The organism is Sphingomonas sp. Leaf37 (assembly GCF_920939475.1).
Taxonomy (GTDB): domain Bacteria; phylum Pseudomonadota; class Alphaproteobacteria; order Sphingomonadales; family Sphingomonadaceae; genus Sphingomonas.
Map to the genome: position 1 here is coordinate 1 of NZ_CAKLAX010000005.1, position 25638 is coordinate 25638.

31 protein-coding genes and 4 pseudogenes are annotated in these 25638 nt (G+C 61.8%); 14 read left to right on the plus strand and 21 right to left on the minus strand.

What is annotated here, in order from left to right:
• Positions 1-108: pseudogene (locus tag LRA87_RS16220) on the plus strand (IS5 family transposase); the annotation flags it as partial.
• 16 nt (positions 109-124) lie between these two features.
• On the opposite strand, the gene LRA87_RS16225 reads toward LRA87_RS16220, so the two are convergent.
• Complete coding sequence (locus tag LRA87_RS16225) at positions 125-955, minus strand: aldo/keto reductase (RefSeq protein WP_230781651.1); 831 nt, start codon at positions 953-955, stop codon at positions 125-127.
• A gap of 90 nt (positions 956-1045) precedes the next feature.
• Between LRA87_RS16225 and LRA87_RS16230 the strand changes: the two genes are divergently transcribed.
• The 4 genes from LRA87_RS16230 (at position 1046) to LRA87_RS16245 (ending at position 2661) form a co-directional block, all read left to right on the plus strand.
• Positions 1046-1354 (plus strand): hypothetical protein, encoded by a 309-nt coding sequence (locus LRA87_RS16230; protein WP_230781652.1) that lies wholly within the window; start codon positions 1046-1048, stop codon positions 1352-1354.
• A 1-nt stretch (position 1355) separates the two neighbouring features.
• Positions 1356-1862, plus strand: coding sequence for a nucleoside deaminase (locus LRA87_RS16235; RefSeq protein ID WP_230781653.1), 507 nt, complete (start codon positions 1356-1358; stop codon positions 1860-1862).
• Positions 1859-2059 carry a ComEA family DNA-binding protein gene (locus tag LRA87_RS16240; RefSeq protein WP_230781654.1) on the plus strand — a complete coding sequence of 67 codons (201 nt, stop codon included), beginning with the start codon at positions 1859-1861 and terminating at the stop codon, positions 2057-2059. The genes LRA87_RS16235 and LRA87_RS16240 overlap by 4 nt, the downstream gene beginning before the upstream one ends.
• A gap of 317 nt (positions 2060-2376) precedes the next feature.
• Positions 2377-2661 carry a hypothetical protein gene (locus LRA87_RS16245; protein ID WP_230781655.1) on the plus strand — a complete coding sequence of 95 codons (285 nt, stop codon included), beginning with the start codon at positions 2377-2379 and terminating at the stop codon, positions 2659-2661.
• A 384-nt stretch (positions 2662-3045) separates the two neighbouring features.
• On the opposite strand, the gene LRA87_RS16250 is transcribed toward LRA87_RS16245, so the two are convergent.
• The gene (locus LRA87_RS16250) at positions 3046-3594 is read right to left on the minus strand and encodes a GNAT family N-acetyltransferase (RefSeq protein ID WP_230781656.1); all 549 of its coding nucleotides are present in this window, start codon (positions 3592-3594) and stop codon (positions 3046-3048) included.
• 234 nt (positions 3595-3828) lie between these two features.
• Between LRA87_RS16250 and LRA87_RS16255 the strand changes: the two genes are divergently transcribed.
• Positions 3829-4476 (plus strand): glutathione S-transferase family protein, encoded by a 648-nt coding sequence (locus LRA87_RS16255; RefSeq protein ID WP_230781657.1) that lies wholly within the window; start codon positions 3829-3831, stop codon positions 4474-4476.
• 447 nt (positions 4477-4923) lie between these two features.
• On the opposite strand, the gene LRA87_RS16260 is transcribed toward LRA87_RS16255, so the two are convergent.
• The 7 genes and pseudogenes from LRA87_RS16260 to LRA87_RS16285 form a co-directional block, all read right to left on the minus strand.
• Entirely contained in the window at positions 4924-5565 is a 642-nt protein-coding gene (locus LRA87_RS16260) for a pilus assembly protein (protein ID WP_230781658.1), read from the minus strand.
• Complete coding sequence (locus LRA87_RS16265; RefSeq protein ID WP_230781659.1) at positions 5565-6143, minus strand: TadE/TadG family type IV pilus assembly protein; 579 nt, start codon at positions 6141-6143, stop codon at positions 5565-5567. The genes LRA87_RS16260 and LRA87_RS16265 overlap by 1 nt, the downstream gene beginning before the upstream one ends.
• A complete protein-coding gene (locus tag LRA87_RS16270) occupies positions 6140-7960 on the minus strand; it encodes a TadE/TadG family type IV pilus assembly protein (protein WP_230781660.1) in 1821 nt (606 codons plus the stop codon). Before LRA87_RS16270 ends, LRA87_RS16265 begins: the two co-directional genes overlap by 4 nt.
• Positions 7961-8507: 547 nt before the next feature.
• A pseudogene (locus tag LRA87_RS18515) lies at positions 8508-8794 on the minus strand (DDE-type integrase/transposase/recombinase); the annotation flags it as partial.
• Between the two features lie 72 nt (positions 8795-8866).
• Positions 8867-9394, minus strand: a pseudogene (locus tag LRA87_RS18520) (family 1 glycosylhydrolase); the annotation flags it as partial.
• A 373-nt stretch (positions 9395-9767) separates the two neighbouring features.
• A complete protein-coding gene (locus LRA87_RS16280; RefSeq protein WP_230781662.1) occupies positions 9768-10490 on the minus strand; it encodes a glutathione S-transferase family protein in 723 nt (240 codons plus the stop codon).
• A 44-nt stretch (positions 10491-10534) separates the two neighbouring features.
• Entirely contained in the window at positions 10535-10855 is a 321-nt protein-coding gene (locus LRA87_RS16285; protein WP_230781663.1) for a YdeI/OmpD-associated family protein, read from the minus strand.
• A gap of 449 nt (positions 10856-11304) precedes the next feature.
• Here LRA87_RS16285 and LRA87_RS16290 point away from each other — a divergent pair, with 449 nt between their 5' ends.
• The 5 genes from LRA87_RS16290 (at position 11305) to LRA87_RS16310 (ending at position 15534) form a co-directional block, all read left to right on the plus strand.
• Positions 11305-12282 (plus strand): serine hydrolase domain-containing protein, encoded by a 978-nt coding sequence (locus LRA87_RS16290; protein ID WP_230781664.1) that lies wholly within the window; start codon positions 11305-11307, stop codon positions 12280-12282.
• A 13-nt stretch (positions 12283-12295) separates the two neighbouring features.
• Positions 12296-12772 (plus strand): nuclear transport factor 2 family protein, encoded by a 477-nt coding sequence (locus LRA87_RS16295; protein WP_230781665.1) that lies wholly within the window; start codon positions 12296-12298, stop codon positions 12770-12772.
• A gap of 137 nt (positions 12773-12909) precedes the next feature.
• On the plus strand, positions 12910-13986 hold the full coding sequence (locus tag LRA87_RS16300) for a DUF1176 domain-containing protein (RefSeq protein WP_230781666.1): 1077 nt from the start codon (positions 12910-12912) through the stop codon (positions 13984-13986).
• A 54-nt stretch (positions 13987-14040) separates the two neighbouring features.
• Complete coding sequence (locus LRA87_RS16305; protein WP_230781667.1) at positions 14041-14541, plus strand: hypothetical protein; 501 nt, start codon at positions 14041-14043, stop codon at positions 14539-14541.
• A 183-nt stretch (positions 14542-14724) separates the two neighbouring features.
• Complete coding sequence (locus LRA87_RS16310) at positions 14725-15534, plus strand: DUF5694 domain-containing protein (RefSeq protein WP_230781668.1); 810 nt, start codon at positions 14725-14727, stop codon at positions 15532-15534.
• Between the two features lie 309 nt (positions 15535-15843).
• Here the strand turns inward: LRA87_RS16310 and LRA87_RS16315 are convergent, their stop codons facing one another.
• On the minus strand, positions 15844-16560 hold the full coding sequence (locus LRA87_RS16315) for an IS6 family transposase (RefSeq protein WP_230781669.1): 717 nt from the start codon (positions 16558-16560) through the stop codon (positions 15844-15846).
• Between the two features lie 211 nt (positions 16561-16771).
• Positions 16772-17551, minus strand: coding sequence for an EAL domain-containing protein (locus tag LRA87_RS16320; RefSeq protein ID WP_443024902.1), 780 nt, complete (start codon positions 17549-17551; stop codon positions 16772-16774).
• A gap of 105 nt (positions 17552-17656) precedes the next feature.
• On the opposite strand from LRA87_RS16320, the gene LRA87_RS16325 reads away from it, so the two are divergent.
• The 3 genes from LRA87_RS16325 to LRA87_RS16335 all read left to right on the plus strand — a co-directional run bounded on the left by LRA87_RS16325 (position 17657) and on the right by LRA87_RS16335 (position 19041).
• The gene (locus LRA87_RS16325) at positions 17657-17818 is read left to right on the plus strand and encodes a hypothetical protein (protein ID WP_230781670.1); all 162 of its coding nucleotides are present in this window, start codon (positions 17657-17659) and stop codon (positions 17816-17818) included.
• 172 nt (positions 17819-17990) lie between these two features.
• Positions 17991-18386, plus strand: a complete 396-nt coding sequence (locus LRA87_RS16330; protein WP_230781671.1) for a hypothetical protein — start codon at positions 17991-17993, stop codon at positions 18384-18386.
• A gap of 358 nt (positions 18387-18744) precedes the next feature.
• Entirely contained in the window at positions 18745-19041 is a 297-nt protein-coding gene (locus tag LRA87_RS16335; protein WP_230781672.1) for a hypothetical protein, read from the plus strand.
• Between the two features lies 1 nt (position 19042).
• Here LRA87_RS16335 and LRA87_RS16340 read toward each other — a convergent pair.
• The 10 genes and pseudogenes from LRA87_RS16340 to LRA87_RS16385 form a co-directional block, all read right to left on the minus strand.
• Positions 19043-19147: pseudogene (locus LRA87_RS16340) on the minus strand (DUF159 family protein); the annotation flags it as partial.
• A 71-nt stretch (positions 19148-19218) separates the two neighbouring features.
• On the minus strand, positions 19219-19941 hold the full coding sequence (locus tag LRA87_RS16345) for an IS6 family transposase (RefSeq protein ID WP_268934878.1): 723 nt from the start codon (positions 19939-19941) through the stop codon (positions 19219-19221).
• Entirely contained in the window at positions 19938-20309 is a 372-nt protein-coding gene (locus tag LRA87_RS16350; RefSeq protein ID WP_230781673.1) for a hypothetical protein, read from the minus strand. The genes LRA87_RS16345 and LRA87_RS16350 overlap by 4 nt, the downstream gene beginning before the upstream one ends.
• A gap of 139 nt (positions 20310-20448) precedes the next feature.
• On the minus strand, positions 20449-21048 hold the full coding sequence (locus LRA87_RS16355; protein ID WP_230781674.1) for an alpha/beta hydrolase: 600 nt from the start codon (positions 21046-21048) through the stop codon (positions 20449-20451).
• Positions 21042-21404 carry a hypothetical protein gene (locus tag LRA87_RS16360; RefSeq protein WP_230781675.1) on the minus strand — a complete coding sequence of 121 codons (363 nt, stop codon included), beginning with the start codon at positions 21402-21404 and terminating at the stop codon, positions 21042-21044. The genes LRA87_RS16355 and LRA87_RS16360 overlap by 7 nt, the downstream gene beginning before the upstream one ends.
• A 2-nt stretch (positions 21405-21406) precedes the next feature.
• Positions 21407-23434, minus strand: coding sequence for a TonB-dependent siderophore receptor (locus LRA87_RS16365; protein WP_230781676.1), 2028 nt, complete (start codon positions 23432-23434; stop codon positions 21407-21409).
• Between the two features lie 95 nt (positions 23435-23529).
• Positions 23530-24111 (minus strand): DJ-1/PfpI family protein, encoded by a 582-nt coding sequence (locus LRA87_RS16370; RefSeq protein WP_230781677.1) that lies wholly within the window; start codon positions 24109-24111, stop codon positions 23530-23532.
• Positions 24108-24548: a copper uptake system-associated protein gene (locus LRA87_RS16375; RefSeq protein ID WP_230781678.1), complete on the minus strand. Its 441-nt coding sequence runs from the start codon at positions 24546-24548 to the stop codon at positions 24108-24110. The genes LRA87_RS16370 and LRA87_RS16375 overlap by 4 nt, the downstream gene beginning before the upstream one ends.
• Complete coding sequence (locus tag LRA87_RS16380) at positions 24541-25158, minus strand: SCO family protein (protein ID WP_230781679.1); 618 nt, start codon at positions 25156-25158, stop codon at positions 24541-24543. Before LRA87_RS16380 ends, LRA87_RS16375 begins: the two co-directional genes overlap by 8 nt.
• Positions 25158-25634 carry a copper chaperone PCu(A)C gene (locus LRA87_RS16385; protein ID WP_230781680.1) on the minus strand — a complete coding sequence of 159 codons (477 nt, stop codon included), beginning with the start codon at positions 25632-25634 and terminating at the stop codon, positions 25158-25160. Before LRA87_RS16385 ends, LRA87_RS16380 begins: the two co-directional genes overlap by 1 nt.
• Between the last annotated feature and the right edge of the window lie 4 nt (positions 25635-25638).

The following is a 25638-nucleotide window of genomic DNA, read 5'->3' on the forward strand; positions in this document are numbered from 1 at the left end:
TTCGGCCGCCTGAAAGATTGGCGCCGCGTCGCCACACGCTACGACCGATGCCCAACGGTCTTCTTCTCGGCCGTTGCCCTCGCGGCCACAGTCATCTTCTGGCTATGACCAATGAGTCCTGACCCTAAAGCATAGCAAGCGGCACGGGATCGCTCGGCAATGGAAACATGGCGTCGAGCCGAGCCAAAATCTCGGGCGACAGCGCGAGTTCCGCGGCAGTGCGATTCTCCCGTGCATGCTCGACAGTACCGGCTTTAGGGATCGCGATCACGCCGTCGCGCGCCAGCAGCCAAGCGAGCGCGACCTGTGCCGGCGTAACGCCACGCTCGCCTGCCAGTTCGCCCAGTCCTTCGTCCGTGACGAGCCGGCCCTGTTCGACCGGGCTATACGCCATGACCGGCATCCGCCGCGCTGCCAACCAGGGTAGCAAGTCGTGCTCGGTACCGCGGCGTGTCAGGTTGTAGAGGATCTGGTCGGTCGCGCACGCCTTCCCGCCCGCCGCAACGAGTTCTTCCATGTCGCCGGTATCGAGATTGCTGACGCCCCAGCGGAGGATCTTGCCGGCTTCCACCAGCCGCTCCATTGCCTCCACCGTCTCGCCAAGCGGCACCCTGCCGCGCCAGTGGAGGAGATACAGGTCGAGCCGATCGGTGCCGAGCCGTTCCAGGCTCGTCTCGCACGCACGAGGCAGTTCGCTGCGGGAGGCGTTCTGCGGATAGGCCTTGCTGACCAGGAAGACGTCATCGCGACAGCCAGCCACCGCCTCGCCGACCAGCCGCTCGGACTCGCCGTCCGCATACATCTCCGCGGTGTCGATCAGCGTCATGCCGAGGTCGATGCCGGATCGCAGCGCCGCGATCTCGTCGCCCCGACGCCGCGGGTCTTCAGCCATCATCCAGATGCCCTGACCCAAGGCAGGCACATCGGTACCATCAGGCAAGCGCACGGTTTTCATTAACGGCTAACGCGCGATGCGCGGACCCGGTGCCTTGCCAAGCGTTATGCCTCCGACCCCGGCCTCTGTCGGCGGCACGGGAGAATGATCATGGGCACGACGCTGACCGCTACCTTCGAGACGCGGCGCGAGGCCGAGATGACGGTCGAGCGCCTGGTGCAGGAGCACGGCGTCGAGCGAACGGACGTTTTCATCGCCGCGGACGGCGACGAAAACAGCGCAGGCAAGGAGCAGGCGGGCTCCGACGGGGACGCGGACCAGCCCGGCCCCGAGCCGCGCGGCGACGCACCGCTGCACGGGTCCGTCAGCGTATCGGTCGACATCGAGGATGACGCGAAGGCCGCCAAGGTTCGCGAAGCGTTCACCGAGTTCCAGGCCGACGACGTGAGCGAAGTCTGAGATGGCGGGCGACGCCTCCCCGCCGACGGACGAGCACTGGATGCGCCGCGCGATCGAGGTCGCGCGGTCCAAGGGCTCAGATCCGTCGACTTCGCCGCTCGGCTGCGTCATCGTGCTCGACGGCCGCGAGATCGCAGCGGAGCGCAATCAGACGCAGGAGCTGCCGGATGCCACCGCACACGCCGAGATGATGGCGATCCGCCGGGCATGCGAGGGCACCGGGAACCTCGAGTTGCGCGGAGCGACGCTCTACTCGACGCTGCAGCCGTGCGGCATGTGCACCATGGCTTCGATCTGGTCCAAGGTCGGGCGCGTGGTCTACGGCGCGGGACGCGACGACGTGCACCCGATGTATTTTGAGGCACGCCACGTCGACACGCTGTCGTTCATCACCGACGCCTACCGCGACGACATCACGATCGAGGGCGGCTGCCTGCGAGCGGAGTGCGCGACGCTTTACTACCCGCCGGACGCCGATCTACCACGCGACGAGCAGGCGAACCTGTGAGCGGGCTCGAAAGCATTGACGTCAACGTCGCCACCGCGGAGGAGATCGACGCGCTCCCTGCGCTGAAGGGACACGGATTCGAGATCGTCCGTTACCGCAAGGAGCGTGGCCGCTTCGACGCTCTCCGCCAACTGGAGGAGGTGCCCGGCCTTGCGGGCAAGGTTGCAGGACTGGACGGGATGGTGCGCTTCGGCTGACATCAGGCCCGCCCGGTGACCGCCACTAGTGGTTCCGACCCAATCCCGGCCATTCACGCGCATCATGCCGCTGCCCGATACCTGCCCCACGTTCATGTGAGAGGACCGACTCTCGAGCGCGAGCTATGAGAGCCTCGGAATGGTCACCAACAGCCGTATGACCTCAGGTGATGAGCCAAAGTAGCGGAACGGACTGGATGGCTTGCGCGGGCGGGGCACGCCCCCCTAACCTTCCCTGATTATCAGCCGGTGCATTTGGATTGAAAGAGCCTTCTTTTGCGATGGGTCAGGTTGTACCGTTGCCCGAGGAGGAAACGATGTTGAAAGTCCCGATCGCTGCTGGTCTTCTAGCCGCTATATTCATCCCATTCAGTGCGAGCGCCCAAACGACACCGATCGATCCGGCCGCCTGGTCGACCCCGAACGTCATGGTCGAGGGCATGCGAAATCAATCGCGCAACAGAAGCCGATCCGTACCCAGCGGCGAGGCCTCGGCGATCCGGACGTGCCAGAGTCTGCCCACCTTCCGTCGTAAACTCGGCGCGAACGATCCGAAGATTATCAAGCTCACCAGCCTCTGCCGCCAGGCGGGCTATCGCTGAACGGCGCACGATCCGGGAGAAGATATGATGCGGCACCCAGCGGTCCTTTTTGCGCTTCTGTCGATCGCAGCCCCTGTCGCCGCCCAGGACGTGCTCGGCCCAGTCAATCCGGTCGATTACATGCCTGCGATCACGATGGGTTCCGCGACCGACGCCTCTGCCCGATCCCCTGGCCAGGAGCGGCATGGCCGTGGCTCGGACGCGAACACGCGTCGAACGTGTGGGAAGTTACCGACCTATCGCGCCCATTACGGTCGCTCCCACCCCAAGATCGTTCAACTTACTCAACTTTGCCGGAAAGCAGGCTATCGGTAAGTGGCACCCCTGTAAAGCTGGTCACACATGGTGATCTCGTCTAATCGTATGAACCAAAAATCCGCTCCGTCATAAAGATCGGTGCATCACGTGAAGAGACACATCACCTTTCGTTGGATGTGCGAACGCCCCTGGTATCGTGCCAACGATACTGAAGCCAAGACTTTGCCACAGCCTTATTGCTACAAAATTCGTTGATACGACAGCGTTGAACTGAATCGCTCGAAAGCCCTGCGCCTTCGCCCAATCGATGACGGCATTCCCCAAGCATCTTCCTACGCCTAGCCTGCGGGCAAACGGCGCCACCATGAAGCTGCCCGTCGCGACGTGACCGCCTGGCCCCATGTGGTTCGCACTCATCTTAGCGGTACCCAAAACACAGCCCGCTGTGTCGACAGCAACAATGGTTTGTCCGCCGCTCTCCATCCACAAGGATCGAGCACCTTTTTCGTCGATGTCGGTGGGATAGGTAAAAGTATCGCCTGCTCTCGTTACCACCTGCATGATTTGCCAGATAACGGGCCAGTCGCTCCCTTCCGCCAACCGAACTTCTATGCCGCTGACCATCAGAACGGAAGGTACAGCATCGAAGGCTGCCGATCTATCCATACCGACCATGCGCTTAGCGTGGCCTTGATGCTCGCTACAGCCAACCGACGGAATGACTGCGGAAGATCGAGCCAGCTCGTTAGGGCATACTGCCCTTGGCGCCGAGATATGCGTCCTGACCCAGACCGGGTCTTTCCTGCCAGTATCTCGGCAACCGAGCTTTCGGTCGTCTTCACATGTAAGGTGCTCTTGTCGTCTGGCGACCTTGCGCGCATCGTCCCGATGTTCGTCCGGAGGCATCGCATGATCCCGACCATCACCGCATTTGCGCAGTCGCCTGACCGCGGTCGAGGGCTCGCGCGCGACATGGCAGTGCGATGGGCCCTTGAGGAGGTCGGTCAGCCCTACGAAGTGCGCCTGCTCTCTTTTGCCGCATTGAAGGAGCCGGCCCATCGCGCGCTGCAGCCCTTCGGGCAGATTCCCACTTATGAGGAGGCCGCGCTCACGTTATTCGAGTCCGCAGCCATCGTGCTCCGCGTTGCTGAACAACATCCAGGGCTCTTACCGCACAGTACAGATGCCCGTGCCCAGGCGATCGCCTGGATGTTCGCCGCCAAGAGCACGGTGGAGCCGCCAATTGTCGAACGAAGCATGGCGTTGCTGCTCGAGGCAGATCGGCCCTGGCATGCTGAGCGCCTCACAATGCTTGATGAGCGAGTGAGGACAAGGCTTGACGATCTTTCCCGCTGGCTTGCCTACCGTGACTGGCTGGAGGAGGCATTTAGCGCAGCCGACGTCGTGATGGTGACGGTGCTGCGTCGGCTTGGCGGGTCGGGATTTCTCGAAGAGCAGCCGACCATCGCTTCGTACGTCGCACGAGGCGAGACGCGACCCGCATTCAAGCGCGCGTTCGAAGCCCAACGAGCGGTGTTTGCAGCGGCTGAAGCCTAGGTGACCCATATCCGGACATCGCGAGACTTGCTCGCGCCTCTCGAAAACGGACGCTCGTTCATTAGCGAGCCTAGCGCTCGCAGCGGCGGCAAAATGACGATTTTAGAAAACTCATTTGCTTCCCCCGGCCCGACGATCTTGAACTCCTGTAGCGGCGTTGCCCCCATCAAGTGCTCGACGAAATAGTCCCACCGGCGTTGGTGCGGGCGGCAGGTAGCCCAGGCTTCTCCTTGAGACCGGAATGACCTCAAACGGTTAGCAGCTGGTTGCCTTGCTCAAGGAACGCCGGCGCGGCGCCGCTCGCTCGCTTCTTCCGCGTAGTATTTTGACGTCAGCTCATATCTGGCCGTCCACCACATACTGCGAGCTTATACAGCCGGTCTAGCAGGCACCGTCGAAGTGATCGAGGTAGCACCGCCGGGCGTATAGACCGAGCCTATCCTAAGTTTAAAAGGTGCTGCAACGACTAATTGGCGTAGCTGGCGACGTGGTTAGCGTCTCCGATTGTCGCTCACGCACGATGAAGGATGCCTCCGACCGCAAGATTGGTGTTCCAAGGAGCGTTGCAGACACTACGGGCTTGTACCGGTAAGTCACCTCGGCGAACACCATCGCTGAAGTAGGTGACGGGGCGATTTGCCGGCCCGGTTTACCCATTGCCTGCAGGCTATTGTCTGTCGCACCTTTGCCCTCAATCCCGTACAGAGGCTGTGATTGTGGGACATTGAGCGCTCCGGCACAGCGCTGCCAGAGTATCTTCTGCCCGGCGTTCGTTCCTGTCAGACCATTCGTCAGCACATCGCTCAAGATGATGCGACCACGCTCAGCGAAGTCTATCCGCTCGCCAACGGTTTTGCCTCCGACCAGCACCTCGTTTACATCGTCCTCACTAATCGAATCTCGCACACGCGCAGCGTTATCCGCTGCAGTGGCTGCAATCTGATGTACGCGAAGCGTCGCCAAACCAAGATTGGCAGTTTCCAGTCCGTAGAGCAGGAGAACCAGCACGAGCGGTAGCGCGAATGCAAATTCCGTGAGGGCGAGCCCGTGCGCTTCTACCTTCAACCGGCGCAGAATTACCGGCATCATCAGATCGGACAGCGCGTTGTCGGCATCGCACGCGACGTGAAGGGCTGATTGCGCAGAACCGTCGACGCAGTGATGGTTTGCTTCGTTCCCCAACCGAGCATACGCCTGACAGGCATGATGTTCGGGTACTCAATCTTTACGGTATAGCGGACAATATCATCCGCCGTACCAAGCCCGGTATTACTACTATAATCGTACGATCCATTGTTATTCGCATCTTCGTAGCAATCATCTTTGGCGTCATACGTGCCGTTGCCATTCTTATCGAATTTCAGCTTTTCCGGCTTTCCGACGTTCGTAAAATTGTAGAAGTTCTCCTTCTTAGTCTCTTTGACATTGGAACCATTCGACAATGTGGCGACCCTTCGCCTGATGATATCCTCGATAATCAACTCAGACGCATCGCCAACGCTGGCTCGACGAGAAGCCTCCAGTAGCGCACCTTGCACGACGGCCGTCAGGTAAACTCGAAAGCCAAGTTCGAACCCAGCGGAGAGCAGCGCACAGACTACCGGGATGACCAGAGCAAACTCGAGCACCGTTGCTCCGCGTGTATTTGCTGTTAAGCGGGCGATCACTGGCTGATCCTCAGCGACCCGATCTTCGATCCGATTTCTTTGAATTTGGCGATCAGGTCTGCGTTCGTGGATAGCCCAGCTGCCTGACTGGGCTTCGACGCGCAATTCGTCATGTCGGTGGTCAGAGCCGTTGCAAAGGCGATGACCCATACGTCGATCCCCTTAGATTTTGCCGCGCTACACGCCATGCGGAACCGCTGGAGATGTCGCCGAGTTAGCGCAGCATTGTCATTGCTGAATTGGCTCCCGAGCACCCTCCCGTCCATGTACTCGACTCCATACGCCGAATACGCCGTCGTGGTGGGTGCCATCTCGCCATCTGTCATGAAGATCATGTACTTCTTGACTGAGAACCCGCGGATCTTTGAGGGATTGTCTGGGTCGGTAACGTCATTCGTTTCTGGTGTCGACGACTTGAAGATGCCCGTGGACGACAGAAACCGCGCGCCCCAAATCATGCCGAGGTCGTGGTATGTTCCACCCCTTGCCACTAAGCTGTCGACGTAACTCACGAAGCCGCTGCGATTGTTGTAGTAGCCCGCTAGGCGCCGGGATTCCGTCGGACACGGCGCGTCGGGCTGTCGAGCAACTCCGCCCGTTGCCCAGGTGGGGAACCAAACGACATCGCCCCACATCGGCTTCCATCGTGTAGCATCGTCATAAGGGATCAGGTCGACATCGAGGTCGAAGGCATCCGATGGGATCGTCGTCCCTGATCCTCCGTCGATAGTAGCCGAATTGGTCTGGCGCTCTTCGATGCAGCCGTTCCATACGGAGGTCTTCTCGTAAGGAAGATCGTCGGGTGGCGCATTTGTGCCGATAAGTGGCCAAATCGGTACGGGCGTCTTGGTCTCTGTGGCTTGTATGTTGCTAGCCATATGCGCACGAACATCAAGTGTTCTCACGCCGTATGTATATCCATCAGGAACTGTATAGCTTTGGACGATGGCCTGACACTTGGAGTCCGCCTTCCACCAGCCACCCATCACGCCGATGTAGTTTGGGTTCGCCTGTGAAACATAGGCATCGTAAGTGTATGCCAACTGGCAGTCCTTCTTGCCGTGGAAGTACTGCGAGGCATCGATCCACTCGGGCGTTCGCGACTGGTACCTTGCGTTTTGCACTAGCCAGTCCGGATTTTTCCGATACAAAATGCGGCCGACGTTGATCGAGCTGTTGTAATTGACGAAGCCATAGCGAAGGCGGAGGCTATTCTGCTGTAGCTGGGACTGTGCTACTTCCAAGGTATCATACAGACTTGTAGCCGCTGCACGAAGTGCACTAATCTTCGATCCGGCCTGTTCCGTTCCTCCGCAATCGCCGGCGCCGCCGGGTGCGCAGTTCATCGAGCCTGACAGATCAAAGACGAAGGCGATGTCGGTGTTGATGAAGTCCTGACTGGCGGCGCATGACGCGGATATCGGCAGAGTGCTAAAGCCAAACATCTTCATTATGGTTGTCGGGATCGTTGATGCGGTGTCAATCCTCAGGGTTCCAGCTTTGGGAACGCTCATCGTCAGATTATAGGGCGAGGACTGAAAGATACCGTTAGGGAAATTGAAGCGGAAATACTTTGTCGCTTCATCGCGCGTTTCGGGCGAAACAGTCAGGCCGGCCAGTACGCGGCGGCCTGCCAGTGAGCCGGCATCGCATGCTTGGCGAAACCTGTTCTGCGCGACGTAAGCACGCGTCATGTCGACGCCCGAGCCGATCATCGCAATGAGCGGAATCATAGCCGCAGCCATGATTGCGAGGGTGTTGCCCCTGATGTCATGGCGCAAACGCCCCATCAGGAACGCCGCTCGCTTCTCGCTCAAGTGTGTAGCCCCCATACACGCGTTACGCAGGCGCCTTCGCGCCATATACTTCATTGGGTTAGCTAGAACGGATTTGGTTAAGGACTTGATTAATGTCCTTACCGTCGCGCCGCTATCGCGTTGATATACGTCAATTCGATAGGCCTTAGGTAGGCCACCCGCCGCGGTAAGCAGGTCGGCTCGACTCTTTAGGCGCTGCATCACTCGAAAGTGTGAACCGGATTACAGCGTTTGCCGCGTCCGCAGGTGGGACGCGCGTAATTCGTACTGCTCCGCAATCTCAACGAATTTGGACGCCGTTTTGGGGTCGCTAGTTTCCGTAGCGAAGCGGCGGCACAGATCCCGCTGTTCCGTTAGCAGGGCGATCTCTTTTTTCATCTCGGTCTCCGGTCCGCTCTTATCCCCCGATGATGCCTAAGGCTTCCTTACAGTTCGGCTAGGTTTTACGCGCCGGCACCCGCTAAATCGGATGAAGGCGTCAGCGGTGCTGTCAGCCTAACGCGAACCGCCCTCCAAACGATGCACTTCGGGCTTTGAGTGCGTCGGCCTACCCCGCCAGGATCTGCCACTCGGCCAAGGCGGATGAGCGGCGTTCTTGTAGGTCTGTCGATCGACGAGATGGCGTTCGGAGCTGAAATGGTTGTGGACGTTGGCATGGATGGAAGCGAACTTTCGTAGCGTCTTCATCCGACGGAAACGTTGCATCGCACGTTCTCGTCGTTGGAACGGCAGGTGGCTGTTCTCCACCCAATTGTTTGCCCAGCGCCCCACCTCGTGCTTGTCGGCGTTTCCCAGGTCCTTCATCGCTGCGCAGCACGAGCGCAGCCCATCGGTTGCTTGTTCGCCAAGGCTAAGGGTAGCGTATGTGCGGCCTAGATCGTCGGTCTGGACGAGACGTGCTGCAGGGTTGATCCGGCGAACGGCACGCATTGCAGCGCGCGTCCCGTCAGTCTGATTGAGCAGTGCACGCCAGAATGAGCTCTCGTCGCGGGCATGAGGATACCAGTGTCCATACAGCGCAGAAGATCGTGCCGTCGTCAGCGGTTCGTTGACCGGCGTCCAATCCTCAATCCATGGATAGCGTCGCACGACCTGATCCGCATAGCGGCCGAGGCCTGTGGCGAAATCATCTGCCAGAAGGTTCGTGTGGGGTGGTCCGCTGCCGTGATGCACGAGTCCGGCGATCGGACGTATGTTGAGCTCGCGGAGCGTGGATAACCGACTGTCCGTCCACAACCAGTCAGCTTCTTTCTGCGGATCCGGAGCAACCCGTTCCCAGAGGATTGGATAGCGGATGGCAGCAAGGCCCAATGATCCGAAGAGCTCCAGATCATTTGAGCGACCGTGATGGCCGCTCAATCGCGTCTGGTCTTGATAGCCGCTCGCCGTACGATTGACGGTGCACCCCGGCCCGCCCCAAAGTTGCAGAACCATGGATGTGCCCTCCCGTGCGCCAAACGGGCACCGGCTGCTATCGTTCAGGCCTTTGTCACCTGGCAGGGGCGGATCCAGTGAGCTGGGCTATCTTTGCTCGTCGGGTCGCTGAAGCAGTCGGACTAGATGAAAGGTTGATTGACGGGGTTGCCGGAGCCTCTTTGGGCTGGACAGCAGCGCGACCACTTCAAGTCGCTCTAGCGAGCGAACGGTGCGCAGTGCTCGGAAGCCTTGATGAGCGCATAAAATCCTTTGCAGATGATCTGAATCGAAACTGCGCGAACCTGAGGGCTGCTTGATAGATGCTTGTCTCGATACCGCCGGCATCAAAGATCCGACAGGTATCCAACAGCAGCGAGAGACCCAAACCTGGTCATTCAACGCGACCTGAGCGCTTCCCAAGTTTGGCCATCTGTTCAGCTGAGCCCGCGGCGGTTCGGAATTCAAGGTAGCCTATCACCTGTGCTGGTCTATTCTGCCAAGCCGTCGTGCGATCAGTAGAATGCGCGCTTGTAGGCGCACGGGCCGTGTTGCGGGCGAGGTAGGCCTGTTCGGCGTCGCTGAGGACGAACCCGGCGTGGTTGGCGCCCAGGTTCAGTGCGTAGGTCACCGAGATGTCGGCGGCCGTGAACCTGTCGCCAGCCATGTAGGGCGCGGCCGCGAGCTGCCGCCTCACGAGCAGCAGCCGTCGCTCGACGCACTCGCGCGCCCAGCGGGCACCCCAATTGTCTCGTTCCACTTCGGGCGCGATGAAGCCGCTCACCAGCGGAACCATGATCAACGTCGCCAAGCCCGCTTCGCCCATATGGAGGAACTGCTGATAGGTCGGGAAGGCCACATCGTCTGGCAAGGGCTGCAGGGGCGTGGGCCCATAGCGGCCCATCAGATACTCCATAATCGCCACGGACTCGACCATGGTGACGTCGCCATCCTGGATCGCGGGCAGGAAGTCGCCCGGATTGATCGCGAGCCACGCCGGGTCCTTATCCGCTGCCAGCATGTCCACCTGCCGTACGCCGTAGGGCAGACCCATCTCTTCCAATAACCAGGCCACCCGGATCGATCGCGAGGTCTGTCCACCCCATATTGTGATCATCGTCTTGCTTCTCCAAGAGGTGAGCACCAGCGAACGGCGTGCCGTCAGCGTGCGGGCGAGATCTTGCTCTTGCGGTCGAGCAGGAGAGCCTGTTGCCATCGGCTCGGCGTCTTATCGGTTCGATGAATGCAACCTGCCCAGCAGCACGGCCGCTTCTTTCCTTCGAGCAGTTCCTCACGGGTTCGCGCGATGCGCCGCTGGCGGGTTGCAACATGCTTGGCGTCATCAACCCAGCAGATGAACTCGTTTCGGCCGAGAGGCGTCAGCGCTTCCCACAGCGCCAGCACATTTGGTTCCGAACGGACGGCGGCTTGAAGGTCATCCCCGGCCTCGTGCACAATGCCATGGAGAAAAGCGTCAGCCACAAGACCTCCACACGCGTTCGCCCTATCCAACTACCGGGCGCGCCTAAACGATTTAGAAGCATGACCGCCCGGTTGTGTGATGTCCACGGTCGGATTGGCTTCCAAACACAGCGGCGAAGACCCACATCCGGTCACTCCTGTCCTCTTCTCCCCTCCCCAACTTCCGCCATTCGTTCATGGCGGCGCCGTAGCAAGTGCTGAGCGTCGGCGCTGCGCTATCCCGCCAGCTTTCCTAAAAAGGGTGGTATTCCGGGACTCTCCGGAGCGGTTCTCACGTTCGTCACCGCGATGGAAATACGATCCATGTTGCAGCCAAACTTCGACGCCGCTAACTGTTGCACATGAGTAATACAGACAATCTCCTGAAGCGGACGGTTCACGGCAGTTTGATCGGGCTGCTGGCTTGCGCCTCGATTGCGGACGCCAGAGCCAAAGCCTCTCTTCCGGATATGACCACAACCCTACGCGAACAGCGCGTGGAGAGTGCTTCGGTCGCCGTGATACGCAACGGACGGATCGTCTCGACTGGAGCTTGGGGCATGGCTGGCCCCAACCGTGCGACCACCGTCGCCACGCCCTACAATCTAGCCTCGCTGACGAAGCCGCTGACGGCGGAGGTCATTCTGCGACTGGTGTCGGCCGGCAAGCTGTCGCTTGATGAGCCGATGGACCGCTACTGGAGTGACCCCGACCTGTCGCGCGATCCCCGGCGGATGAAGCTGACGGTCCGCATGGCGCTGAGCCATCGCACCGGATTACCGAACTGGCGCGATGTAAAGGGGCTGGCCTTCGATCATGATCCTGGCACGACCACCGGCTATTCGGGCGAGGGGTATCAATATGCAGCGCGCTACGCCGAGCGTCGCACCGGGCAGTCGTTCGAGACGCTTGCCGGGCGCTGGCTGTTCACCCCAGCCCATATGCGCGCGTCGGGCTATGTGTCGGCGCAAGGTGAGACGGCGCCGATCGCCGTGCCGTATGACGACACCGGCAAGCCGCTGCCCGTCGGGCGGGTGACGCGATACAATGCTGCTGATCTGGCTCACGCGACAGCGCGTGATTATGCGCGTTTCCTCATCGATGCCCGCAATGACCGGGGTCTGGTCGCGTCTGTCGCGGCAGAGCGCAGCAAATCGCAAGCCGATCTGACACCCGCGATATGCGCCGGAACGAAGGCGACGACGTGTCCACCCTCGACCGGCTTCGGATTGGGTTGGCAGCTCCTCGGCTTTCCCAAGGGCGCGACGATGCTTCACACCGGCAAGGATGCCGGGGCCTTCACCTTCGCCGCGATCGATCGCACGAGCGGTGACGGGATCGTCATCCTGACCAATAGCGACAACGGGTGGCGGATCATCCTGCCTATCCTTGAGCGCACCAGCAGCGATCCAAAGCTGATCGCCTTCCTTCGCGGCCAGATGAACTGACAGGACCACGAGTATGTTGACCACCATCGCCATTGCCGCGGCATTGCTCGCGACACCCGTGCCGCCTCCGACCGATCCGCTGACGACGGAGATCGGCAAGCTTGATGCCAAGGTGTTCGATGCTTACAATCGCTGCGATCTGCCGGCCTTCTCCGGCTATTTCGATCCTAAGGTGGCCTTCTACCACGATACTGGCGGCGCGACGTTCGAGCGTGACGCGATGGTGGACGGCGTTCGCAAGTACATCTGCGGGAAGGTGAAGCGCGAGCTGATCCCGGCTACCTTCCATGTCTATCCGATCAAGGACTATGGTGCGATCGAGGAAGGCGAACACCGCTTCTGCGAACTGGCGACAGGCCGATGCGAGGGGATCGCCAAGTTCGTGATGGTCTGGGCGAAGCAGGATGGCGCATGGCGGATCACCAGCGTCCTCAGTTACGGACACCGCGCCGCGACGCCTGCCGAACAGCGGAGCGCTGCGGGCAGATAGCTCGCCGGCCGTTTCCCGATTGGGAACGACGATCGAGACGGCACGGGGGTTCTCGGAATCGATAGTCAATCGAGAAAGCTTCTCATGCCCGACCACCATCGGCTAGGCGGGGAGCCATGCAATCCATAGCAGATCGGATGAGGAGGGTTTCACACCATCTCGCAGCGACTGCGATCGCGCTGGTGGCTGCTTGCTCCGGCACCGCAACGGCGCAGACCGTCCGCCCGGTCTATCGCGAAATCGGCGACTGGCTGATCGCCTGCGATAACATGCGCGACTGCCTGGCGCGGCACGCACCCGACCCGGTCTGGGAGCACGAGGGGGTCGAGCCGGAGAATATCGGCATCGACATCGTCCGGAAGGCCGGGCCGATCGGCGCGATCACGGTCCGGACATGGGCCGAACGCCGGCTGGACCCGGCTGGATTTCACGCATCCGGCGCTGCACCGCTTTCCCGTCTGCCGTGGCGGCCGAGTGGCGACGGGCAGGATGCGAAGCTTTCGGGTGATCCGGCGCGTCGTTTCATCCGCGCCATCGTCGATGCACCGCGCCTCGTGCTGGGTCCGACCGATGCGAGTCATCTTTCGCTACGGGGACTGGCGGCGGTCCTGCTGGCGATGGATGAGGCGCAGGGCCGGGTCGGTAATGCCAGTGCGCTGATGCGTCCCGGTCCGGCCCCGGCCAGCGCAACGCCGCCCCCGGCTCCGCTTCCGGTCATTCGGGCGGGATCGCCTGTCCCGGCGCTGAGGAACCCGAAGGCGCTGGTCGCGGCAGTGCGAAAGCTCCACTCTGGCATCTTCGCGGCCCATGAATGCGACCGTGAGCCGGATGGTGAGGATACCGCCTATCCGTTGACGATATCGGACGCAATCGTCGTGCTGGGTTGCAGCCGGTACGCCTATCAGACCTCCGTGCTGGTATTTCGGACGCCCCGCAATCGGCCGGCCGCGGCGATGGTGCTGAAGCTGCCCGATCCCCCGTCAGCCCCACCGGCCGACGGCGACAGCGTCGGCGAATATATCGAGGGCGGCTACGATCCCGACACCCGCATTTTCCGCGAGTATGCCAAGGGACGGGGCATCGCCGATTGCGGCAGCGCCACGGAGTGGACATTCGATGGACGGGCCTTTCGCGTCTCTGCGTTCCGGTGGCAGGCGCGCTGCGGCGGTACGATGCCGGGGGACTGGCCAGTGCTCTATCGCACGCGGCGATGATCCTGTTCCGGTCTCTGGCGCCGCTCTGCCGGCAGATGGCAGGAACGGGATGTGGTGAACTGGATGAGTGAGCCGGCGCAGAAATTCATGGTCGAAACGCTGCTGTTCCTTGGCGGTCTGCTCGTTACCGTCGGCCTGCCGTGGCTCGTATGGCGCCGGCTACTCTCCGGTCGACCATCGATCACGCCATTGCCGATCATCGACGATGGTAACGGTGGGAAGATCGTGCCGCTGATCGCCACCTTCAGCGGGTTGCGGGGCCTTCCTTGGATCGGGTTCGCGAGCAACAATCTCAACCCCCGCCTCGTCATCGAATCCGATGGCATCAGCTATCAGATCTCAATGCTGCGTTTCCGGGGCTGGGGTGACATCATCCAGGTCGATGTCCGAAGCGTCGGAGCAACGGTGAACCTGAGCTTCGCTTTCCGTAACAGCCTTTTCACCTTCGATGCCAATGTGGGCAGCACCATGCTGGCGGTACAGACATTGGCGCTGCTGCCCGATCATATCGCGCTGACCGATCGGGCGAAGTCGCTGCTCATGGGAGCAGGCTGATGCCCGGTCGCCTTTCCCGCAGACGAACACCCGCTCGAAACGATCGATGTGCTTTCCCAGTGCAATGGTATTTTAGGAATGATGCAACGTTCTCGAAATCTCATCGGCAGCGGTCCAGCTTGCCACCATGCAGTGCGGCTGCTAGCTGTATTGCATAAGTAATACAGTGGTCAGGATGGAATAATGAAGGTTCTTCACCTGATCGCGGGTATCGCGGCGCTGACGCTGGCGCCTCCGCTGACGGCAAAGCATCGCAGCGAAGCGTCGCCGCCCACGCAGGTTATGATTGTCGGCACACTGCACTTCGCCAACCCAGGGTTGGACTATCGGAACCTTGCGGTGGACGATGTTTTGGCCCCGAAGCGCCAGCGTGAAATTGCCGCGATCGTGCGGGCACTGTCGGGCTTCTCGCCGACCGCGGTCGGGGTGGAATGGCGCGATGACGCCGCATCGACCGCTTACGCAAAATACAAGGAAGGGACGCTGCCCCCGAGCCGCGACGAAACCGTGCAACTCGGTTTCGCGCTCGCCAAGTCCGCGAAGATCGACGCGGTTCGCGGCCTCGACATGCCGGCAGGCCTCCCGTTCCAGCCGGCGGTGGCCTTTGCACAGTCGCACGGGAAGCAAGCCATCATCGATCGCATAACCACCGTCAGCGACCAGAACGTCGCCGCGCAGGAGCGTGCGCTCAAGACCAAAGGAATTGCTGCGGCCCTGCGCCTGCTGAACGATCCGGTCGCGGCAGACGTCACGCATGGTCTCTACCGCGACCTTCTGAAGCTAGGCTCTGGCGACGATCAGCCAGGTCTGGAGGTGACGGCAACCTGGTATCGTCGAAACCTGGGGATCTGCGCGAAGCTGTTGCAGGCCACCAAACCGGGCGACCGCATTGTCGTGTTCATCGGTGCGGGCCACCTCACGCTGTTGCAGCAATGCGTGAGCGAGACGCCCGGATATCGCCTTGTCGACGCACGCCGTTACCTTCCGCTCTGAGCAATTTGGGAGCAAAGCGTCGATCGCCGGAGCCGTAAACGGCTGAAGTCGGCAGTCCGCGTCGATGAACCTTCCGGGTTGGGAACGACGATCGAAAAGCTGCCACGTTCTCGATTATGATGCTGAAACGGGAAAGCAGGATCATGCCACTCAGCTTGGAGGTGACATGCTCTGCACCACCCGCCGGATCATGGCTTGGTGATTGGGTTTGAAGGGGGGCAAGGATTGCTCGGGATCAATGCCGACGGTGCTGTCAGTCTAATGCGAACTGGTCTCCAGACGATGCACCCGGGTCTTTGAGGTCGCAGCTTAGCTGGCGAGCACCTGCCACTCCGCCAGGGCGGCGGAGCGTCTTTCCCGGTAGGTCTGTCGATCGATAAGGTGGCGCTCGAGGCTGAAGTGGTTGTAGACGTTGGCGTGAACAGAGGCGAACTTCTGCAGCGTCTTCATCTGCCTGAACCTGAGCATCGCCCGCTCTCGTCGTCGGAACGGCAGGTGAGAATTTTCCACCCGGTTGTTGGCCCAGCGGCCCATCTCCTGCTTCTCGCGGCAGCCCAGCTCGTTCATCGCGGCGCCGTAGCTGCGCAAGCCATCAGTGGTGATGCCGTCGGGTGAACCGTGCCGCTTGAGCGCCTTCTTCATGAAAGTAAGCGCGGCAGCCTTGTCGCGGGTCTTGGTGACGTAGCTTTCCAACACCTCACCCTCATGGTCGACCGCTCGCCACAGGTAGACCATCTCGCCGTTCAGCTTCACGTACATTTCGTCCAGATGCCAGCGCCAGTGGCGGACCCCCCGCATGCGGCTGACCCGCTGACGGCGAATGTCGCCTGCGAACAGCGGACCAAACCTGTTCCACCACAGCCTGACCGTCTCGTGGCAGATGTCGATCCCGCGCTCGAACAGCAGATCCTCCACGTTCCGCAAGCTCAGCGGAAAGCGCACGTACATCAGCACCACCAGCCGGATCACCTCCGGCGAGGAGTTGAAACAGCGAAACGGCGAGGCTGGCTTGCGGGCGCGGGGCATGCCCCCGCCTTACTCCGTTCAGCGCATTAGGGCACCCGGTGCATTTGGTTTGACGGAGCCCGCGCGAGGAATGCACGCGCTTGACGATGGAGAAGTCGGGTGATGCTGACGGCGACGAGAAGGATGTCGGCAAGCCGCAGGAGGATCTGGACGCGGAGGACCTGAAGGGCTTCGTCAAAGATCCGCTTGAGCAATAGGCCTTGTGAGTACGCTAGGCGACGGCGGCAATATTCTCGGAAGGCAAGGTAACTGCGGGAAGGCAGCGGAAGCCCGGCCGGGCAAGAAGATAGCCTTGAATATACCGGACGCCGAGTGCGCGAAGGACGTCGTACTCGGCGAGGGTCTCTATGCCTTCCGCGATAACGGTGATGCCTAGCGACTGCGCGATGCGGATCACCCCTTCGACGATCATCCGGCGAGGCATGCTCTGCTCGATTCCGCGGATCAGATCCATGTCGAGCTTGATGTAATCGGTCTGGAACTTCGCGAGCAGGCCGAGGCCAGCATGACCAGCGCCGAAGTCGTCGATCGCGGTTCCGAAACCCATCTTCGCATAGGTCTCGACGATCCGCTTCACGTGATCGGTGTCTGCCATCTCCTCGTTCTCCGTGAATTCAAAGATGAGGCGATCCGTAGGGAAGCCGCTCGACCGCGCAGTCTTGAGGGTCAGCTGGATGCACGCCATGGGCGAGTATACGGCATTGGGTAGGAAGTTGATCGACAGCCGAGCGTCGGTCTCGAGAATCCCGGCGGCCACCGCGCCTTCGATGGCAGCGACACGACACTGCTGATCGAACGCATAGCGGTTCTCTGGCGTGACCGACGCCAGGACGTCCGCAGCGCCAGTGCCATCGGCTCCCCGCACGAGCGCCTCGAACGCAAACGGTCGGCCTGTTTCGACATCGACTATCGGCTGGAACGCCATGGCGATGTCGAACACCTGGTGGTCCGACCGACAGCCCTGACAGCCTGCTTGCGTCTCTTTCGTCATGGCTCGAAGCTAAGCGGACGATGCTAAGGCTTTGTGAATCAAGCAGCCTTTTGTGGATCGGTTGCTGTGCTTGCATTGCGCGGACGTACGTGTTCCCATCCTCATATGCCCCAGCGCATTCTGAGCCAGCGTCAAAGACTTCAGGAGCACCTGGAGGACGCCTTGGTTGAGGCGGACTCGTTGCAGGCACATGCTGTAGCCGCACTGGTCAGCGAAGCATTGGATGCGCTGACAAGCCTTCCCGACATCAAGTCGCTGGATCAGTGACGTTTCGATGCGACGCCCAGCAGGAGATTGCGTGGTCGAGTGCGTCAACGGCAAGCGACCCGTCATATCTCGAAGCTACGTCGTTAAACGTTCCAGCAGCGAAACGACACATGATGACAGTTGACGAGGGTAGGCCGCAGGTTCCTACTTCTGCTAAAATGCGGGAGCGTGAATGCCGGGGGATCTGAGTGTGCGAGATGCCGCCAGAAGAGGCGATCCAGTCGGTCTGATCCAGACCGCCAGGCGCGCGATTTTCGAAGCATCAGCTGTAGCTTCCCGCATGCCGCCGGGCTTCGCTCCATCTACGCCGGTCTACCTGTTGTTCAGCCTTTTCGTTGCTGAAGAAGCATCCCAGTGCGTCGAGGCTGATGGTCTTGATCCGCTCGGCAACATGTCCAGCGAGGTGAGGAAGCGATGGGTCAACGCTCTGTCTGCAGCTGGGCTGATCGAGCAGCGAGGGCGCTTCCTGGAACTGACGGCCGACGGCTATGCCAAGGTGACGGACATCCTTAGTGCTATGCTTCACGGCGGCGAGATGCTCGACGAAGCGCCTGCTTTCGACGGGTGACACCTACGAAGCGAACCTGAGGGACAAGTCGGCCCCGATCACCGGATACGCGGGCGATCGGGGCCGTCCTGCTGTCCGTGTGGCCGGATGGCTCACGTGACCGTCATAGAGCAGCTTGGTTAGGACTTGGTAACCACCCACGGCCCAGCGGGCCGGGCGTTACGCAACTGCCTAATTGTGGCGATGGTGGGAACTGCGCATCGTCCCGTCCGCTTGAGCCTTCCCAGTGCGATCATGCGCGCGGACACGGAGCCAGGATATGTCACTGAAAGATGTCGTTGATGGTGCTGCCAGCGCTGTCGGTTCTGTTGCTGCGGTCGCAGCTGATCCGATCGACCCGAATACAGAGCGGTCCGCGTTGCTCGATAAGCTGCATCAGGCTCGCACCGCGTTCGACATGAACCAGTCCACGCAGGCTGGCGGCCAGTGGCTCGCCGCTGATGACGCCGGGCGCGTGGCATTCACACCTACCCGTCCGGACGGCCAGCAGATGGTCATCGGCGGTCAGGCGGTGACGTTCTGGCAGGTCGGAGAGCTTCCGGCGATGCTCGACGCGTTCGAAGCGGCAATCAACGCCGGTGAACTCGACCCGCAGCTTACAGGATCGACCCCGGCGGGGCATTCGCTGCCACTGGAGCGGCTTGCGCAACGGTGAGCTAGGTCTTGCTGCGCGTCGGGAACACTGGTCCCCGTACCGTCATCTTGTCAGCCGGGTATGGCTGCTGAAGCGCAACGACATCGTCGTAGCTACCACGTAGCCACCGATTCGGTGCTGTCAGTCTAACGCGAACCGCTTTCCACACGATGCATGCCGGTCTTTGAGGGCCGCCGCCTAGCTGGCGAGCACCTGCCACTCCGCCAGTGCGGCGGAGCGTCTCTCCTTGTACGTTTGGCGGTCGATGAGGTGGCCTTCGAGATTGAAATGGTTGTGAACGTTGGCGTGAACGGAAGCGAACTTCTGTAACGTCTTCATGCGCCTGAACCGCAGCATCGCTCGCTCCCTTCGTCGGAACGACAGATGGCTGTTCTCGACGCGGTCGTTGGCCCAGCGACCCACCTCCTGCTTGCCCGCATTGCCGAGCACCTTCATCGCTGCACCATAAGAGCGCAGACCGTCGGTGGTGATTGCCGCGGGGCTGCCGTGGCGCTTCAGCGCCTTCTTCATGAAGTTGAGCGCGGCATCCTTGTCCCTAGTCCTGGTGATGTAGCTTTCGAGGATCTCGCCCTCGTGATCGACTGCCCGCCACAGGTAGACCATCTCGCCATTCAGCTTCACGTACATCTCATCAAGATGCCATCGCCACTGCCGGTACCCGCGCATCGCACTCCCCCGCTGACGGCGGATGTCGCCGGCGAACATCGGCCCGAATCTGTTCCACCACATCCGCACCGTCTCATGGCAAACGTCGATGCCGCGCTCGAACAGCAGGTCTTCCACGTTTCTCAACGACAGCGGGAACCGCACGTACATCATGACCACCAGCCGGATCACCTCGGGCGAGGAGTTGAAACGGCGAAACGGACTGGGCGGCAGCGCCCGAGACTTGCGGCTCATGAGGCGCTGATATCAGCCGCCCGCCCGCCTGCCACATTGGTCTGACAGAGCCCTCGCCACAGGTAGACCATCTCGCCGTTTAGCTTCACGTACATTTCGTCCAGGTGCCAGCGCCACTGGCGGAACCCCCGCATGCGGCTAACCCGCTGACGGCGGATGTCACCGGCAAACAGCGGACCGAACCTGTTCCACCACAGCCGCACAGTCTCGTGGCAGATGTCGATCCCGCGCTCGAACAGAAGGTCCTCCACGTTGCGCAAGCTTAGCGGAAAGCGCACGTACATCAGCACCACCAGCCGGATCACCTCCGGCGACGAGTTGAAACGGCGAAACGGACTGGGCGGCAGCGCCCTCGATTTCCGGCTCATTCGCCGTCAATATCAGCCCCCTGCCCCGTCTGCCACGTTGGTTTGACGGAGCCCTGCCATCAGCTCGGTCATCGGTTTCACCGCCTCGGGCAGCGCGGTCTTGAGCCATCCCGCATTGAACGCTGGCTGCGGGCCGTACTCACTCATCAGCTAAGGCCGAGTTCGCCTGAGGGCGTGGTGATGACGCAAGCCGGTGAGACTGCATCCACGAAAGGAGCTGGTCGAACCAGTGGTCGCTCGTTGTGCCTTGTCGGTGCAGGTCGAATCCGTGCCCGCCGCGCTCATACAGGTGCAACTCCGCCGCTACCCCCGCCTTCCGCCATGCCGTGTAGAGCAGGACCGGATCGTTCGGCTGATACTCTTCGTCTGCCGCTCCGGCGATGAATGCGGGCGGAGCACCCGCGGGCACTGGTGTGCGCAGGCCTCCGTAGATCAGGCCGACGAAGTCCGGGCGCGATGCTGCATCGCCGATCGCGAGATCGGCCGCGAGGTAGGCCCCGGCCGAGAAGCCGAGGACGCCAACACGATGGGGATCGATGCCCCATTCGGAGGCGCGCTGCCGGACAATCGCCATCGCCCGCGCGCCATCCTCAACCGCGTGCGGTTCGCCGGCGAAGCGCGGCATCTCGACTGGAGAGCCGGTCTTCGCGCGGGACATGACGACGCCCATTTCCTTCATATGAACGTCGGGCATCCGCATCGGCCCGTCGCCACTCCGGATCGTGCGGTATTTCAGCACAAAGGCGGTAATGCCGCGTGCTGCCAGCGCCTGCGCGACATCAGTCCCGCCGAAGGTATAGCCCAGCGCGACGAACCCGCCTCCCGGTGCGACGTCACGGCGGTGCCATTCGCGCGACCGGGTGCTGGCCGATACAGCATCAGCGTCGGCTCGCTTACGTCGTAGATCATCGTCTCGCCGTTCGGCAGCCGATCCCGCTTTTCAGGCACGCCGAGCGACGCAACGCTATGTTTTGGGTAGAGCCGGATCACCGTCCCGCCGGTCGCCGGCGTCTGTGCGCTTACGATCGTCGCCGATGGCACCGCCGCTACGACCATGTTCGCCAAAGCGATCGAACACCATACGAGGCGCGCCATGCTCATATCCGCACCTTCAATGTGACGTAGGCGGAACGGGGTTGGTTGGGTGCAACCACCGGATAGCCGAGGTAGGAATAAGGATCGAAGGCTTTGCGATTGCCGAGGTTGACCACGGACGCGCCCAGCGTGAACCGGCCGATGTCGTAAGATGCCTGCGCGTCGATCGCGGCATAGCCCGGCACCGCGATCGTATTCGGCAGCGTCAGCTCGCGTGAAGTGAAGGCGCTGATGCCAGCCCCGAACGACAGGCCCTTTGCGGCACCATGAAGCACCCGGTAGCGCGCCGCGACACGCCCGCTGCTTTTGGGCACGCGGATCAGCCGATCACCGGGAGCCACACCATCGTCGCGAGTGTCGGTGTAGGCGTAATTGGCGAGGAGCGAAAAAGCCGGCGTCGGCTCCCACACCATGTCGACTTCGACGCCGCGCGCGCGTTGCCGCCCGCTCTGGACGTAGAAGCCGACATTGGCGGGATCGGCGGTGACGACATTGTCGTGGGTCTGCCGGAACACCGCGACCGTGCCGGACAGGCCGGTGCCGGCGAGCGCCAGCTTTACGCCGCCTTCGATGTTGCTCGACGTCTCCGGTACGGGCGCAACCGTCCCGATGAAGCCGAACGGCGCACGGAACGCGGTCGAATACCCGGCGAACAGCGCAACGCCCTTCACCAAGTCGAGGGTCGCGCCGATCCGGGGCGAGAGGTGTGTGTAGGTCTTGTCGTTGGCGACGCCGATGTTGCTGTTCTCGACGAACTTGAGCGAGGTCAGGCGCAAGCCCCCGGTCAGGTGCAGCGGACCGTAGGTCGCCTGATCCTGGATATAGCCGGCGAAGGTCGTAAAACGATCGTCGGTGTAGGAGTTGACCGGGATCTGCGGGGTGTAACGCAGGTCGTAGCTGGGGTCGGACAAATCGATCGTTCCCGCGGGAGAGTCGCTGACGAACAGGCCCATCGCGCTGTAGAAGCTGGTCCAGTCGTAGTTGATGCCGACGAGCAGCTTGTGCGTCCCGCCCAGCAGATCGACGTCGCCGGCGAGGTTCGCATCGACGGTCGCCTCTTTCGTGCGGTTTCTCATGGTAATCGGGAACACGTCGTAGAGCGGCGCGACCGTCCCGGTGGGGAAGAGGCCCGGATAGACGAAACTGCCCTGTTCATCGATCACGCTGGAATAATAGCGCCCGCTTACCGTCAGCTTCAGCCGATCGGAGAAGGTATGGCGCAGCGTCGCCTGCCCCATGCGGATATCGTTCGTGGTCAGCGGCTGATCGATCGGCGAGCCGGGGAAGGCGTTGCGATCGATCGTGCCGGCCAGTGCCGCATCGGCGGGCAGGCCGGAATATTCGAGATTGCTGCGCCGGCTGAACTGCCCCTGGAGCAGCAGGTCGGTCGCGGGATCGATCCGGAACGAGAGGCTGGGTTGCACGGACCAGCGCCGCCCATGCACCTTGTCGATCCAGCTATCGTTGCTCTGATATTCGCCTGTGACCCGCGCAGCGATCCCGTCCGCCAGCGACACGTTGATGTCACCGTAGGGGTTCCAGGTCGAGAAGCTGCCGGCGCGCATCGCCAGATACCCCCCTGCCTTGTCGTCCGGTCGGACGCTTTCGAGATTGATGACCCCGCCGAGCGGCGTGCCGATGCCGCCTCCGTAGAGGGTGGCGGTCGGCCCCTTGAGGACGTCGATCCGCTCGATGCCGACGAGGCTGTTAGGATCGTAGGCCTGTTGGTTGCCGGCGAAGACCGACAGCCCGTCCAGATACACCTCGGCCGGGAAGCCGCGGACTATCGGGGGGATAAACAGCACCTCGTCGGATCGCGTCGGGGTGACGCCCGAGACGTTGACCAGTGCGTCGCCGAGGGTTCGACGGTCCTGCTCCTGGATCAGGGTGCGTGTCAGCACCTGAACTGATTGAGGTACGTGGATCAGCGGCGTGGTGGTCTTTGTCGCCGCGTTGGTCTCCCTCTCGGTATAGCTGGGGCGCTGGCCGGTCACGATGATGTCGTTCCCCGCCCAGCTCGGCGTTTGCATGGCCTCATTCGAAGCGGTTTGCGCGATGACGGGCGACCCGAGCACCGTGCCGCCGATAAGGGCGAGGCACGCCGAGACGAGAGGATGCCGCCTAATCATGCGACAATCCCCAGTCGCTTGGCCGCTGCGGTAACCGCAGCATCGACCTTCCCGTTCATCCAAGGTGTCCGACCTGTCAGGTCGGCTACACGCGTTGGCCCCGCTTCTTTTGGCGTACCATTATGGAAGGGCGGTTCGTGAGCATATTCCATAAGGAGCTGCAACCGGCGCGCAGCTTCCTCACCTTTGAGATGAGCAGCAAGTGTCAGCCCGAAATCGATGCCGGCAGTGACACCGCCCCCGGTCATGCGGTTGCGATCGATTACGACGCGTTGGTCGACATGGCGCGAGCCCATCCGCGGTAGCGGATCGGCGACCTGCCAATGTGAGGTGGCGTCACAGCCATTGAGGAGCCCTGCGGCCGCCAATGCCAGGCTGCCGGTGCATACGCTTGTCACCCACTTCGCGCGGGATCCGCAGTCGGCGAGAGACATCATCACCGCTGTCGGACCTGGCACCGGTTGCGCTTTGCGCTCTGCCACAGTCTGGGCGGAGGCTGGACATGCCGCTGCGACACCGCCCAAGCTGGCAAGCGCCAGCGTCTGACGCCGATCGAACGGCGCAGTGAAACCGGTCATTGGTTGTTCCCCAACGTTTTGATGTAGTTCTCATGGTCAGCGGCCGTGCCGACGAAGCGCTTCATGCGAGCCAGACGCTCGCGCGGTAATGCTGCCTCGGCCTTGGCAAGCTGATCGGCGATGTAGCCCGCGTTGAAATCAGGTACGCCGGCCCGCTTCAGGTTCGCCGCGTGGCGTATCGAGTCACCGCTGCACAGCAGCAGCATCCATCCGTAGGAACCGCGTTCGAACAGCGCTCGTCCGCCGAAATCGCCTTGGGTCCAGTCGGCGATCGCATGATCTCCGCTGATGACGACGGGGCCGATGTCGAGCGGGAAGCGCGAACTGCCAAAATGTGACTCGGTCGCATCACGGATGCGGCCTTCATCGACAACGGGGTTCTGAATGGTGCAGCCGGCGAGCGCGATTGCGCCCGCCAGTGCCAGCCACCTATGCATTGATAAGCCGGCTCAGGCGATTGACTGCCTGATCCTCCGGTTCCTTCGCGTCCATCGTGTCTGCGAATTGCCCGTCACGATCGAAAAGCAGAATGCGTGCCGTATGGTCGATCGTGTAGTCCCCGTTCGGCAGCGGCACCCGTTCGACATAGATCTTGAAGCTCTTCTCCATCCGCTTCAGCTCTGCCGGATCGCCCGTCAGGCCGATGACCGGCGCATCGAACATCGACAGGAAGCTTGCGACGTCCTCACGCTTGTCGTGCTCTGGATCGACCGAGACGAAGACGATGTTCATCTTGCTCGCCTGCGTACCAAGCTTCTTATGCAGGACGGCCATGCGCGCCATCGTGGTTGGGCATACGTCGGGGCATCGGGTGAAGCCGAAGAAGATCGCGTACGGCTTCCCCTTCAGCGTCTGATCGCTGACGGTCCGGCCCTTGGTATCGATGAGCTTGAACGGACCGCCGGGGCCGACGCGTTCTGCCGCCGTGGTTCGATTGTCGGCATCGGGGCTGGCAGAACAGCCCGCGATGCCGACTGTCAGGCCCAATGCCAGCAAAGCGGCGAGCGCTGATCTACGCGGTTCCGGGCGTGCGTTGGATATGTACATCACTGGTGCCCCCCCTGGCGTGCGCCAGTGACGGTCGAGCCTGCACCTACGACCTTGAATTGGATCCTGACATCCCCGGCGCGCGCGAAGCGCAGCGTTGCGGGGATGCGCTCTCCTGCCTTCAGAGGTGACTTGAGGCCGATCAGCATGATGTGATGACCACCGGGGGCCAGCGAAGCTTCGCCGCCCGCCGGCACTTCGAGCCCATTCGGAAGGGGCCTCATTCGCATGATGCCGTCGTCGAGCGACATCGTGTGTATCTCGACCTTGGCAGCACGGGGTGACGTGGCGGAGACGAGACGATCCGCCTGCGCACCGGTGTTCCGTAACGTCAGATAGCCCGCGCCAATGCTTGCGCGAGGCGACGTGGCGCGAGACCAGGGATCAACGGCGGTGATCGAGCCCTGGCGGGCGATCTGCGCAGACGCCGGGGCAGCAAGCGCGGCGACGAGCGCCAGCGCAATACGAGGGGTCATAGGT

Excerpts from the sequence above, each read along its gene's own strand:
- LRA87_RS16260 (WP_230781658.1), bottom strand. The coding sequence starts at position 5,565 with ATGATGCCGGTAATTCTGCGCCGGTTGAAGGTAGAAGCGCACGGGCTC.
- LRA87_RS16310 (WP_230781668.1), top strand. The coding sequence starts at position 14,725 with ATGAAGGTTCTTCACCTGATCGCGGGTATCGCGGCGCTGACGCTGGCG.
- LRA87_RS16225 (WP_230781651.1), bottom strand. The coding sequence starts at position 955 with ATGAAAACCGTGCGCTTGCCTGATGGTACCGATGTGCCTGCCTTGGGT.
- LRA87_RS16385 (WP_230781680.1), bottom strand. The coding sequence starts at position 25,634 with ATGACCCCTCGTATTGCGCTGGCGCTCGTCGCCGCGCTTGCTGCCCCG.
- LRA87_RS16245 (WP_230781655.1), top strand. The coding sequence starts at position 2,377 with ATGTTGAAAGTCCCGATCGCTGCTGGTCTTCTAGCCGCTATATTCATC.
- LRA87_RS16365 (WP_230781676.1), bottom strand. The coding sequence starts at position 23,434 with ATGCAAACGCCGAGCTGGGCGGGGAACGACATCATCGTGACCGGCCAG.
- LRA87_RS16235 (WP_230781653.1), top strand. The coding sequence starts at position 1,356 with ATGGCGGGCGACGCCTCCCCGCCGACGGACGAGCACTGGATGCGCCGC.
- LRA87_RS16290 (WP_230781664.1), top strand. The coding sequence starts at position 11,305 with ATGACCACAACCCTACGCGAACAGCGCGTGGAGAGTGCTTCGGTCGCC.
- LRA87_RS16380 (WP_230781679.1), bottom strand. The coding sequence starts at position 25,158 with ATGTACATATCCAACGCACGCCCGGAACCGCGTAGATCAGCGCTCGCC.
- LRA87_RS16325 (WP_230781670.1), top strand. The coding sequence starts at position 17,657 with ATGCCCCAGCGCATTCTGAGCCAGCGTCAAAGACTTCAGGAGCACCTG.
- LRA87_RS16320 (WP_443024902.1), bottom strand. The coding sequence starts at position 17,551 with ATGACGAAAGAGACGCAAGCAGGCTGTCAGGGCTGTCGGTCGGACCAC.
- LRA87_RS16375 (WP_230781678.1), bottom strand. The coding sequence starts at position 24,548 with ATGCATAGGTGGCTGGCACTGGCGGGCGCAATCGCGCTCGCCGGCTGC.
- LRA87_RS16300 (WP_230781666.1), top strand. The coding sequence starts at position 12,910 with ATGAGGAGGGTTTCACACCATCTCGCAGCGACTGCGATCGCGCTGGTG.
- LRA87_RS16250 (WP_230781656.1), bottom strand. The coding sequence starts at position 3,594 with ATGGTCGGTATGGATAGATCGGCAGCCTTCGATGCTGTACCTTCCGTT.
- LRA87_RS16345 (WP_268934878.1), bottom strand. The coding sequence starts at position 19,941 with ATGAGCCGCAAGTCTCGGGCGCTGCCGCCCAGTCCGTTTCGCCGTTTC.
- LRA87_RS16350 (WP_230781673.1), bottom strand. The coding sequence starts at position 20,309 with ATGAGCCGGAAATCGAGGGCGCTGCCGCCCAGTCCGTTTCGCCGTTTC.
- LRA87_RS16295 (WP_230781665.1), top strand. The coding sequence starts at position 12,296 with ATGTTGACCACCATCGCCATTGCCGCGGCATTGCTCGCGACACCCGTG.
- LRA87_RS16255 (WP_230781657.1), top strand. The coding sequence starts at position 3,829 with ATGATCCCGACCATCACCGCATTTGCGCAGTCGCCTGACCGCGGTCGA.
- LRA87_RS16360 (WP_230781675.1), bottom strand. The coding sequence starts at position 21,404 with ATGGCGCGCCTCGTATGGTGTTCGATCGCTTTGGCGAACATGGTCGTA.
- LRA87_RS16280 (WP_230781662.1), bottom strand. The coding sequence starts at position 10,490 with ATGATCACAATATGGGGTGGACAGACCTCGCGATCGATCCGGGTGGCC.
- LRA87_RS16315 (WP_230781669.1), bottom strand. The coding sequence starts at position 16,560 with ATGCCCCGCGCCCGCAAGCCAGCCTCGCCGTTTCGCTGTTTCAACTCC.
- LRA87_RS16330 (WP_230781671.1), top strand. The coding sequence starts at position 17,991 with ATGCCGGGGGATCTGAGTGTGCGAGATGCCGCCAGAAGAGGCGATCCA.
- LRA87_RS16230 (WP_230781652.1), top strand. The coding sequence starts at position 1,046 with ATGGGCACGACGCTGACCGCTACCTTCGAGACGCGGCGCGAGGCCGAG.
- LRA87_RS16370 (WP_230781677.1), bottom strand. The coding sequence starts at position 24,111 with ATGACCGGTTTCACTGCGCCGTTCGATCGGCGTCAGACGCTGGCGCTT.